General features: G+C 76.3%; 8 protein-coding genes. 6 read left to right on the top strand and 2 right to left on the bottom strand.

Annotation, left to right across the window (positions count from 1 at the left end):
• Positions 1–174 precede the first annotated feature (174 nt).
• Entirely contained in the window at positions 175–969 is a 795-nt protein-coding gene (locus HL189_RS20000; protein WP_369135477.1) for a hypothetical protein, read from the top strand.
• A gap of 123 nt (positions 970–1092) precedes the next feature.
• Here HL189_RS20000 and HL189_RS19995 read toward each other — a convergent pair whose 3' ends face one another.
• The gene (locus HL189_RS19995) at positions 1093–1761 is read right to left on the bottom strand and encodes a YqgE/AlgH family protein (protein WP_369135476.1); all 669 of its coding nucleotides are present in this window, start codon (positions 1759–1761) and stop codon (positions 1093–1095) included.
• Positions 1762–1903: 142 nt separating this feature from the next.
• Between HL189_RS19995 and HL189_RS19990 the strand changes: the two genes are divergently transcribed.
• Together HL189_RS19990 and HL189_RS19985 are read left to right on the top strand one after the other, a co-directional pair.
• A complete protein-coding gene (locus HL189_RS19990) occupies positions 1904–3322 on the top strand; it encodes an MFS transporter (RefSeq protein WP_369135475.1) in 1419 nt (472 codons plus the stop codon).
• A gap of 855 nt (positions 3323–4177) precedes the next feature.
• A complete protein-coding gene (locus tag HL189_RS19985) occupies positions 4178–4339 on the top strand; it encodes a hypothetical protein (RefSeq protein WP_369135474.1) in 162 nt (53 codons plus the stop codon).
• On the opposite strand, the gene HL189_RS19980 is transcribed toward HL189_RS19985, so the two are convergent.
• Entirely contained in the window at positions 4336–5838 is a 1503-nt protein-coding gene (locus HL189_RS19980) for a CCA tRNA nucleotidyltransferase (RefSeq protein WP_369135473.1), read from the bottom strand. The two genes, HL189_RS19985 and HL189_RS19980, sit on opposite strands and share 4 nt — an antisense overlap.
• Before the next feature lie 121 nt (positions 5839–5959).
• Between HL189_RS19980 and HL189_RS19975 the strand changes: the two genes are divergently transcribed.
• From HL189_RS19975 to murJ, 3 genes are read left to right on the top strand one after another with little or no spacing between them, the layout of a single operon-like run.
• Positions 5960–6433, top strand: a complete 474-nt coding sequence (locus HL189_RS19975) for an NUDIX hydrolase (RefSeq protein ID WP_369135472.1) — start codon at positions 5960–5962, stop codon at positions 6431–6433.
• Positions 6433–8787: a DUF6049 family protein gene (locus HL189_RS19970; protein WP_369135483.1), complete on the top strand. Its 2355-nt coding sequence runs from the start codon at positions 6433–6435 to the stop codon at positions 8785–8787. The genes HL189_RS19975 and HL189_RS19970 overlap by 1 nt, the downstream gene beginning before the upstream one ends.
• A complete protein-coding gene (gene murJ, locus HL189_RS19965) occupies positions 8784–10871 on the top strand; it encodes a murein biosynthesis integral membrane protein MurJ (protein ID WP_369135471.1) in 2088 nt (695 codons plus the stop codon). The genes HL189_RS19970 and murJ overlap by 4 nt, the downstream gene beginning before the upstream one ends.
• Positions 10872–10912 lie beyond the last annotated feature (41 nt).

Here is a 10912-nt window from a genome sequence, read left to right as displayed (position 1 = left end):
ACGACGCCACCGCCCGCGACGCCGTCGAGGCCTTCATCCGCGGAGACATCGAACGCTGACGAAGGACCACCGTTGCAGGCAGGCCCCCTGCCGACGGCCCGTGCCCCTCGGGGGTGCACGGGCCGTCGCCGTTCCGCGGCCGGGATGCCGGGAGCGGGCTCCTAGGGTTGCCCCATGCCCCTGCGCCGCCCGCTGCCCCTCCTCTCCCTGGTGCGACTCGCCGCCCTCGGCCTCGTCCTCGCCCTGCTGGCCGGGTGCGGCGGGGACGAGGAGCCGGCGCGGGTCCCGGGGGCGCCGATCACCGAGGCGGAGGCCGACGTCCTCGCGCAGGTGCTCTACCGCAACCACCAGGAGGGCGGCGCGGACTTCGTCGTCACCGCGCCCTTCGCCGAGGGCGCGCTGCTCACCCTCACCGGGGAGGTCGACTTCGCCCGCGGCACCGGCCGGGCGCAGGCGGTGACCAGCTATCCGGAGGAGGGCCGGCCCGACGACACCCGCACCCTGTTCTTCACCCCCGACGACCTCTGGTTCGGTGACGTGCCCGGCCTCGCCGAGGCGCTGGCCGGGGCCGGGCTGCCCGAGGCGGGGTACGTCCGGCGACCGATCACCACGGCGACCCCGGGCGGCACGGCCTCGCTGGTCGACGTGCTGGTGCAGCTGGTGCCCGCGCTCTCGGCCCGGCAGCCCGACGACCCGCGCTCGTTCCTCGAGCGGGACTACACCTGGCAGGGCACCCAGTCGGTGGACGGGCAGCTGGCCTCGGTGTTCCAGAGCGGCTCGGGTGCCCGCACGTCGGTCGCCGCGGACACCGAACTGCTGGTGCAGTACGTCACCCGGCTCAGCGACCAGGAGTTCGACGTCACGGTGACCCTGGCCGACCACGGGGCCCGGGACATCGCGCTGCCGGCCGACGCCGACACGGTGGACGCGACCGTGCACCCGGAGATCGCCGGCGCGCTGGGCCTGTAGGGGAGGAGACAGCACAAGAGGGGGCGGCCTCTTCCCCAGGCCGCCCCCTCTTGCACGTCCTTCCTACCAGAGCGGGCTCCCTGCGCGGGAGGTGACACGCCGGGACACGCCGTCCCGCGCCGCTCAGTTGGCGGACGGGTCCGCCGGGGCGGTGGACAGCACGCCCAGGCGCCCGGTCTGCCGGCGGAGCACTGCGTGCCACAGCTCGGGCCCGGCGGCACCGGTCAGCACGTCGCCGGGCAGGCCGTCCACGCACGCCCAGGAGCCCTGGACGATCTCCGTCCCCAGCTGGCCGGGCGACCAGCCCGCGTACCCGGCGAACACCCGCAGCCCGGTGATCTCGCCGACCAGCGGCTCGGGATCGCTGTCCAGGTCGACCAGGTGGACGGCGCCGCACACCGGGCGCAGCCCGGAGTCCTCCGGCAGCGGTCCGGTGCCCCGGCGGGTGGCCAGGCACAGCGCGGTGTCCGTCTCGCAGGGACCGCCGACGTGGAAGACCCCCGGCTCGACCGCGAGGTCCGACCAGCCCGGCAGGACGTCGCCGATGCGGACCTCGCTCGGCCGGCCCAGCACGACACCGATCGTGCCGGTGGCGGAGTGGTCGAGGACGTAGACGACCGCGCCGGCGAACGTCGGGTCGGTCAGTGCGGGCAGCGCCACCAGGAGCGCGCCGGGGCGGATGTCGTCCAGCGTGCCGACGGACAGCTGGGGAGCGGCCTTCCGCCGCCGGCGACCCGCGGCCGGGGAGGCGGCGGGGCGACGCTCGGGATCGGAGGAGGGCACCGGGTTCATCGCCACCAGTGTGCAACAGGGAACCGCGACGGCGGCGACCCAGCGTCCTGACGGCCCGCCGCGGACCGGAGTGTCCTCCGGCGTGTCGGGCCCTCCCGGGGGGCCTCCCGGCCCGGTGGCGCACCCGACGCGGGGACGTAATGTGGCGGGGGTGCAGCAGGCGCCCACCACCGTGCGGCACCTGCTGGCCCGGAGGGACTTCCGCCGGCTGCTCGCCACCCGGCTCACCAGCCAGTTCGGGGACGGCGTCTTCCAGGCCGCGCTGGCCGGCACGGTGCTGTTCAACCCCCAGCGGGCGGCCGATCCGATCGACGTCGCCGCCGGGTTCGCCGTCCTGCTGCTGCCGTACTCGCTCGTGGGCCCGTTCGCCGGCGTGTGGCTGGACCGCTGGAGCCGCCGGCAGGTGCTGCTGGTGGCGAACCTGGTGCGCGCGGTCCTGGTCGTGCTGGTCGGCGGGCTGGTCCTCGCCGGGGTCCAGGGGGCCTGCTTCTACGTCGCCGGGCTGGCCGTCTTCTCGGTCAACCGCTTCATCCTCTCCGCGCTGAGCGCCGGACTGCCGCACGTCACCGACGAGCCCTCGCTGGTGTCGGCCAACGCGCTGTCGACGACCTCCGGGGCGATCGCCTCGGTCGTCGGCGGGGGAGCGGCGATCGGGGTCACCGCGCTGGGCGGCTCGGGGAACGCCGGGTACGCGGCGCTGGCGGTGGCCGCGGCGCTGCCGTACGTGACGTCGTCCGCCGTCGTCTCCGGCTTCCCGCGGCCCTACCTCGGGCCGGACCACCTCACCCGGACGGCCCGGGCCAGCGCTCGGGACGTGCTGGAGGGGATGCTCGCCGGCGCCCGGCACGTGCTGCAGCACGCGCCCGCCGCCTCGGCGCTGGGGGTGATGAGCGTGCACCGGGTGTTCTACGGGCTGCTCACGCTGATGACCCTGCTGCTGTACCGGAACACGTTCACCGAGCAGGGCGGGCGGTTCTTCCCCGGCGGGCTGACCGGGCTGGGCGAGGTGCTGGCCCTGGGGGCCGCCGGCACCCTGCTCGCCGCGGTGGTGACCCCGTGGGCGGTGCGGCGGATCGGCAAGGCGTGGTGGATCACCGCGATGCTGGCCGTCGGCGGCGTCGGGCAGCTGGCCCTGGGCAGCCTGTTCACCCCGTGGTCGATCGTGCTGGCCGGCTTCGCGCTGGGGTTCGTCGCCCAGGCGGTGAAGATCTGCGTCGACACCACCCTGCAGGAGTCGGTGGACGACGACTTCCGCGGCCGGGTGTTCTCCGTCTACGACACGCTCTTCAACGTCACGTTCGTGGCCGCGCTGCTGGCTGCCGCGTTCTGGCTGCCGCCGTCGGGCCGCAGCCTCCCGGCGCTGGTCGTGGTCGGCGTCGGCTACCTGCTGACCGCGGCGGTGTTCGCCCGCTGGTGCCTGCGGCGCCAGCGCCGGGCCAGCGACGTGCTGCACCCGGCCGAGGTGCTGCACGCCGACGCCCCGGCCCCGCCGGCGGAGGAGCCGGGCGTGCGGCGCCGGACCTCCGACGCCGGCCGGGACCTCACCCAGCCGCGGACCTGACCACTCAACCGAGCGACGTCCGGGACGTCTGTGGTGCTGGTAGTGGGCCCGGGACCAGTGGGCCGGGACGCCCTCGCCGTCACGTCCGGGATCGCTGGGCCCCGGCGCTTCTGCCCGAGTCAGTTGGCCGAGTGGTCGGTTCGAGCGCTGACGCCGGCCCCTCACGAAACACTGGGTCCTACGCCTTGGGCTCTCCCCGGTGGTCTCCGGTCTCGTTGTGGCTCACCCCCGCCGAACTCACCCGGCTGGCCCGCCGCGGCTGCCCCACCCACCCCGACGCCGAGTGCGGCTGCCGCGTGGCCGGCCCACCCCCGGCCACCCACGCCTACGAACCCACGGCTCGGCAACGCGCCTTCGTCAGCACCCGGGACCGGCGTTGCCGGTTCCCCAACTGCGGGCAGCGGGTCGGCCGACCTCGACCTCGACCACGTCCTCGCCCACCGGCCCCCGTGCAGGGTCCCGCCGCGAGCTCGCGAGTGGTGGGGGGCACGGGGGTCCTTCGACTTCGCCCCCGGCTGGCAGTTCCGGACGGACCCCGACGGCACCCTGCACGTCACCACACCCTCCGGGGTCACCCGCACCACCCGGCCAGGGCCAGCGACCACGACACCCGCGCCATCGACCGGCGCTGAGCCACCACTTGCAGCCCTCCCGCAGCCGGTCGACGACCCACCGCCCTTCTAGTGCCGTGTCAGGCAACCTTCGCCCTGAAGGCGGCCTCAGGGACACTCGCGTTCCTTGTCGTCGCCGACCGCGTCCCGTGGCCGGCGCGTTGCCTGCTGCCACTCGTCCGCAGATGAACGAAGGAGCGACAGGCACTTCCCGCTGCGGCGCCCCGGCACCAGGATGTCGGCCATGACCGGCCCGGATGACGCCTTCTTGGCGCCCGACGACGCCCTGCGAGATTTCGACGAGGCCGTCGACCTCACAGCGGATGAGGACGAGGGCCCGACCGCACCCCCTGCCGACGACGAGTCCGACCCGCCCGGCGCCGTCGGCACCGAGGTCGCCCCCTAGCCGTCGGTCGGGCCGTCGTCTCGGCCGGCCCACCAGCGGAGCAGCTCCGCCTCGGCCTCCCGCGGGTCGAGCGGCCCCCGCTCCAGCCGCAGCTCCTTGAGGAAGCGCCAGGCCTCCCCGACCTCCGGGCCGGGCCCGATGCCGAGCAGCTCCATGATCCGGTTGCCGTCCAGGTCGGGCCGGATCCGGGCGAGGTCCTCCGCGGCGGCGAGCTCGGCCACCCGCTGCTCCAGCGAGTCGTAGGTGGCCGCCAGCGCCGCCGCCCGCTTGCGGTTGCGGGTGGTGCAGTCCGAGCGCACCAGCTTGTGCAGCCGGGGGAGCAGGTCCCCGGCGTCGGTGACGTAGCGGCGCACCGCGGAGTCGGTCCACTCGCCTCGGCCGTAGCCGTGGAAGCGCAGGTGCAGGAAGGTCAGCCGGGAGACGGCCTCGACGACGTCCTTCGGGTACTTCAGCGCGGTCAGCCGCTTGCGCACCAGCTTGGCGCCGACCACCTCGTGGTGGTGGAAGGAGACCCGGCCGCGGGGCTCGTGCCGGCGGGTGGCCGGCTTCCCGATGTCGTGCAGCAGCGCCGCGAGCCGGAGCACCAGGTCCGGCGACCCGCCGTCCGGGTCGGCCCGCTCCAGCGCGATCGCCTGCTCCAGCACGGTGAGCGAGTGGGCGTAGACGTCCTTGTGCTGGTGGTGCTCGTCGATCTCCATCCGCAGCGCGGAGAGCTCGGGCAGCACCACGTCGGCCAGCCCGGTGGACACGAACAGGTCCAGCGCGGCCCGCGGGGAGTCGTTCAGCAGGGTGCGGGAGAGCTCGTGCTGCACCCGCTCGGCGGTGATCCGGCCGATCTCGGGCGCCAGCGAGGTCATCGCCTCGACCACCTCCGGGTCGGGGGTCACCCCTAGCTGGGCGACGAAGCGGACCGCGCGCAGCATCCGCAGCGGGTCGTCCGCGAAGGAGTCGACCGCGGCACCCGGCGTGCGCAGCCGCTTGGCCAGCAGGTCGCCCAGCCCGCCGAACGGGTCGGTCACCGTGCGGTCGGGGCCCAGGGAGACCGCCATCGCGTTCACCGTGAAGTCCCGGCGGGCCAGGTCGTCGACCAGGGAGTCCCCCCAGGCGACCTCCGGGTTGCGCGACTCGCGGTCGTACCGGTCGGCGCGGAAGGTGGTGATCTCCAGCCGGGTGCCGCGCACCTCGGCGCCCACCGTGCCGAACTGGATGCCGGTGTTCCACGTGGAACTGGCCCAGCCGCGCAGCAGCCGCAGGATCTCCTCCGGCCGGGCGTCGGTGGTGACGTCGAGATCACCCGGCGGCAGCGGGGCCGCGGAGCCGGCGGCGAGCAGCGCGTCGCGGACCGACCCGCCGACCAGGTGCACCTCGAACCCGGCGGCGGCGAACCGCTCGCCGAGCTCGCTGAGCACAGGGGAGACGTCGACGAGCGCGCGCACCGTCGCCTGGACCGCCGGCGGCACTGGGGAGGCGGTGGGACGACGCGGGGGCTCGGCGGACACGACGGTCGAGGGTAGTGCGGCCCGCGACACCGGTCTGCCTGCGCGCTCAGGTGCAGCTCCTCGTGCGTTCCTCGCTGCGGTGCTCCCGGAGCTGTCGCCGAACGCGCGCTACCCTCCTGGCATGGCTGGGACGGGCGGGCGACAGCGCCCCGGCCGCCGGCTGCGACGGGTCGACGAGACCTCCGCCGGGGGTCTCGTGGTGGCGGACGACGCCGCCGGGCCCCGCGCGGCCCTGATCGGCCGCACCGACCGCCGCGGCCGCCTCCTCTGGTCGCTGCCCAAGGGGCACATCGAGGAGGGCGAGACCCCCGAGGACACCGCCGTCCGGGAGGTCGCCGAGGAGACCGGGATCATCGGCGAGGTCGTCGCGCCGCTGGGGATCATCGACTTCTGGTTCGTCGCCGACGGGCGCCGGGTGCACAAGACGGTGCACCACTTCCTCCTCCGCGCCATCGGTGGCGCCCTCTCCGACGCCGACGTCGAGGTGACCGAGGTGGCCTGGGTCCCCCTGGACGAGCTGGGCGACCGGCTGGCGTACGCCGACGAGCGCGCGTTGGTCGAGCGCGCACCGGCCCTGCTGGCCGACAGCGCGTGATGCGGCGAGCCGCCGGGTGCGCCGGCGGCCGCCGATGCACCCGGGCCACCCTGCTGGTGGGCCTCGCGGGAGCGGTGACCGGCCTCCTCCCGCCGGTCCCGGCGCTGGCCGCTCCGACCGCTCCGGCCCCCGCGGGCGCCGACGCCACCGGCCCGGTGGAGGTCACGATCGGCCGGCTGGAGCCGCGGACCGTCACCCCCGGCGCGACCATCGAGGTCAGCGGCACGATCGTCAACCGCTCCGACGAGTCCTACACCGGGCTGTCGGTCCGGCTGCAGCGCGGCGAGGTGCTCCCGGACCGGCCCGCGCTCGACGACGAGGTCGCCGATCCGGGGGAGACCACCGCGGTCGCCGGGCCGTTCCTCGACGTCCCCGGAGAACTCGACCCCGGGGACTCGCTGGGCTTCACCTACACGACCACCGCCGACGCCCTGGAGCTCACCGCGGACGGCGTCTACCCCGTGCTGGTCAACGTCAACGGGATCCCGGACGGCGGCCCGGCCGAACGGGTGGGTGAGCTGTCCACCTGGCTGGTCGCCCAGCCCGCCGCGCCGGTCGAGCGCACCACCGTGGCCTGGCTCTGGCCGCTGACCGACCGCCCGCACCGGAACGCCGCGGGCGCGTTCACCGACGACCGGCTGGCCGAGGAGGTGGCCCCCGGCGGGCGGCTGGACCGCGCGGTCGCCGTCCTCGAGCAGCTGCCCCGGGTGCCCGGGCCGGCACCGGAGTCCACGCTCCCCGCGGTGGCGGTGACCGTCGCCGTCGACCCCGCGCTGCTCGAGGAGCTCTCGGTGATGGCCGCCGGCCCGTACCGCGTGGGCGACGAGGAGGGCACCGGCACCGCCGACGCCGCCGACCTGCTGGAACGCCTGCGCACGGTGACCGCCGACCTCCCCGTCGTGGCGCTGCCCTACGCCGACGTGGACGCCGACGCGCTGGTCGCCGCCGGCCGGCCCGCGGTGGTCACCCGCACCCTCCCCGGGACACCGGAGGGCACCGCGCGGCAGTCCGTCGACGGCGACGGGACGGCGGACGCCGCGCCCACCGACCCGGCGGCCGGCGGCGCGGACGGGACCACGGACGGCGCCGTCCCGCCGGGCGGCGACCAGGCCGCGCCGACCACGGGCGCGGGGGCCGCGGTGGTCACCGAGGTCCTCGGCGTCGAGCCGCGCACCGACCTCGCCTGGCCGGCCGGGGGCACCGTCCAGGCCGCGACCCTGGACGTGCTGCAGGCCGGCGGCGCGCGGACGGTCGTGCTGTCCGCCGACGGTCTGTCCGACGGCGACGCGGCGGCCGGCGCCGACGGCGATCCCGCCGCCGCGCGCGGCGGCTCCCTCGACACCGCCGCCGGCCCGGTGGCCACCCTGGTCGCGGACAGCCGGCTGGGCCACGCGGTCGCCGACGCCACCGGGTCGCGGACCGGCGGCCGGCTGGCCGAGCAGCGGTACCTGGCCGAGCTCGCCGCCCTGACCACCCAGCTGGACGGCGCCCAGCCGCAGACGGTGCTGGTCGCGCCGCCCCGGGTGGTCGACCCCGATCCGGACACCGCCGTCGCGATGATCGCCGACACCCTGCAGCAGCCGTGGCTGGCCCCGGCGTCGGTGGAGCAGCTGGCCGCCGGGCCCGAGGTGGACGCCGGGGGGCTGGCCGCGGACCCGTCCCCCTCCCCCCTCCCGGCCGAGGGCATCGAGGCGGTCGCCCAGAGCGCCGCCGTCCGGGACGACTTCGCCGGCGCGGTCACCGGCGACCCGGCCACGGTGCTCGCCGGGTACGACGCCGCGATCGCCCGGGCGGCGTCCGCCGAGTGGCGCGGTCACGAGGAGGCGTTCGCGGCGGCGACCACCGACCTGCGGGAGACCCTGGGTCGGCTCCGCGACCAGGTGACCCTGCTGGCCCCGGTGGACGGCACGTACAGCCTCGCCTCGGGCGACGCGCCCCTGGTGCTCACGGTGCGCAACGACCTGCCCTTCGCCGTCGACGTCCGGCTGGCGCTGGAAGCCCGCGGCAAGGTCGGGCTGACCACCGAGGACATCGGCGTGCAGACCCTGGAGCCGCTGTCCCGCACCACCCTGCAGGTGCCCGCGCACGTCCAGCAGTCCGGCGGTTTCGCGGTCACCGCGCGGTTGACCACCCCGGACGGCGGCCCGCTGGGTGAGCCGGTGCAGATGCAGGTGAAGAGCACCGCCTACGGGACGCTCACCCTGGCGATCACCATCGGCGCGGCAGCGCTGCTCGCGCTGCTGTTCCTCCGCCGCGGCGTGCGCTTCCTGCTCAGCCGCCGGCGCGGCGCGGCCGCCGTGGAGCTCCCGGTCGACGGCGTCGCCGGCGTCCCGCCGACCCGGAGTCCGGTGTGAGCGGCCCGGGCCGGAGCGCGGACACCGGCACAGGACCGGGCACGTACGGCGGCACAGCCCCGGGCACCGGGCCGGGCACGGACGACGGCGCTCCGCGGCAGCGTCCCCGGCCGCCCACCCCGCTGCCCCCGGTCCCGTACAAGGACCTGCCCCCGTCGCCGGCGCAGCCCCCGGGCCCGGCGCCCCGGCCGCCCGTGCCCGGCCCACCGCGGTACCCGGCGACCGGCGGCGCCCCGGTGCCCCCGCTGCCCGGGCCGCCCCTGCGCGGCGGTCCGCTGCGCCCGGTGCCGCCGTCCGGGGACGCCGCCGTCCGCCGGGCGCCCCTGCCGCCGGTGCCGCCGCCGTCCCGGGTGCGCCGCTTCGTGCCGGGACCCGACGACACCCAGCTGATCCCGGTGCTGCCGCCGGTCCCGCAGGACGAGCAGGAGACGGCGGAGGACGGCCGGCGCCGCGAGGAGGCACCCGGCGGCAGCCGGGGGATCCTGCGGGCCGCCGGCACCATGGCCGTCGCCACGGCGGTCAGCCGGCTCACCGGGCTGCTGCGCACCATGGTGATCGCCGCCGCGCTGGGCGTCGGCCTGGTCAACGACGCCTACAACACGGCGAACACGCTCCCCAACCTCGTGTACGAGCTGCTGCTGGGCGGAGTGCTCTCCTCGGTGGTCGTGCCGCTGCTCGTGCAGGCGCAGGAGCGGGACCGGGACGGCGGGGTCGGCTACGCCCAGCGGCTGATCACCCTGGCCACCGTCGGGCTGGCGGTGATGACCGGCGTCGCCGTGCTCGCCGCCCCGCTGCTGACCCGGCTCTCCGGCATCAGCGGCGACCCCGACCAGGTGGCGCTGGCCAACTGGCTGGCCCGGCTGCTGCTGGTCGAGATCGTCTTCTACGGCATCGGCGCCCTGGCCACCGCCGTCCTCAACTCCCGCGGCGTCTTCGGCGCCCCCGCCTGGGCGCCGGTGCTGAACAACGTGGTGGTCATCGCGACCGGCCTGCTGTTCATCGCCGCCAGCGGCCCCGGCGACCTGACCCCGGCGACGATCACCAGCGGCCAGGTCTGGCTGCTGGGCATCGGCACGACCCTGGGCATCGCGGTGCAGGCGCTCGTGCTGCTGCCGCTGCTCGGCCGCGCCGGGGTGCCGCTGCGCCCGCGCTGGGGGCTGCGCGGCACCGGGCTGGGCGAGGTCGGCTCGCTGGGCCTGTGGGTCGTCGGCTACGCGGCGATCAGCCAGGTCGGCGTCATCATCGCGATGCGGGTGGCGAACGCCGCGGGGCGGGACGACGCCCTGGGCTCCAGCGCGTTCGCGATCGCCAGCCTGCTGTTCCAGATGCCCTACGGGATCATCGGCGTCGCGCTGCTGACCGCGCTGCTCCCGCGGATGAGCCGCGCGGCCGCCCGGCACGACACGCCCGGCGTCGTCGCCGACCTGACGCTGGGCACCCGGCTGTCGGCGACCGGGCTGCTCCCCGTCACCGCGCTGCTCGTCGTCCTGGGCCCGGCCCTGGCCACGATCGCGCTCGCCCGGGGCAACACCAGCCCCGAGGACGCCCGGGGGATCGGCCTCGCGCTCGCCGTCGGCGCGTTCGGCCTGCTGCCGATGGCGATGACGCTGCTGCAGCTGCGGGTGTTCTACGCGATGAAGGACGCCCGGACGCCGACGCTGATCCAGCTGGTCATCGTGGCCGTCCGGACGCCGCTGCTGCTGCTGGTCCCGGAGGTGGTCGCCGGCGAGCACGTGGTGGCCGGGCTGATGGTCGTGACGAGCACGACCTACGTGGTCGGCTGGGTGGCCGGGAGCATCGCGCTGTCCCGGGTGCTCGGGGTGCGGGGGAACGGGGAGGCGGTCGGCACGGTGGTCCGGATGGCGGCCGTCTCCGTCGTCGCCGGAGCGCTCGGCTGGGGGGCCACCACGGCCACGGAGAGTGTCGTGGGCGACTCGCTACCGGGCTCGCTCGCGACCGTCGTCCTCGGTACCGTGGTCATCGGCGTCGCGGTGCTCGCGGGTGCCGTGGTGGCCGGCGTCCCGGAGGTCCGGGGAGCGTGGGCCGGCGTCCGGGCGCGGCTCGGACGACCACGGTCCTCGTGACCCGCGGTGACCGTCGCGGGGGCGCCGTCCCCGGGTTGAGC

It is taken from the genome of Modestobacter sp. I12A-02662 (genome assembly GCF_041028325.1).
In the GTDB taxonomy this organism is placed as follows: Bacteria; Actinomycetota; Actinomycetes; order Mycobacteriales; family Geodermatophilaceae; genus Modestobacter.
Note: the sequence above shows the minus strand (reverse complement) of the source record. Positions and strands in the feature narration are given on the sequence as shown.

Coding starts and splice junctions, on each gene's coding strand:
- HL189_RS20000 (WP_369135477.1), top strand. CDS start 175: ATGCCCCTGCGCCGCCCGCTGCCCCTCCTCTCCCTGGTGCGACTCGCC.
- HL189_RS19995 (WP_369135476.1), bottom strand. CDS start 1,761: ATGAACCCGGTGCCCTCCTCCGATCCCGAGCGTCGCCCCGCCGCCTCC.
- HL189_RS19985 (WP_369135474.1), top strand. CDS start 4,178: ATGACCGGCCCGGATGACGCCTTCTTGGCGCCCGACGACGCCCTGCGA.
- HL189_RS19975 (WP_369135472.1), top strand. CDS start 5,960: ATGGCTGGGACGGGCGGGCGACAGCGCCCCGGCCGCCGGCTGCGACGG.
- HL189_RS19970 (WP_369135483.1), top strand. CDS start 6,433: ATGCGGCGAGCCGCCGGGTGCGCCGGCGGCCGCCGATGCACCCGGGCC.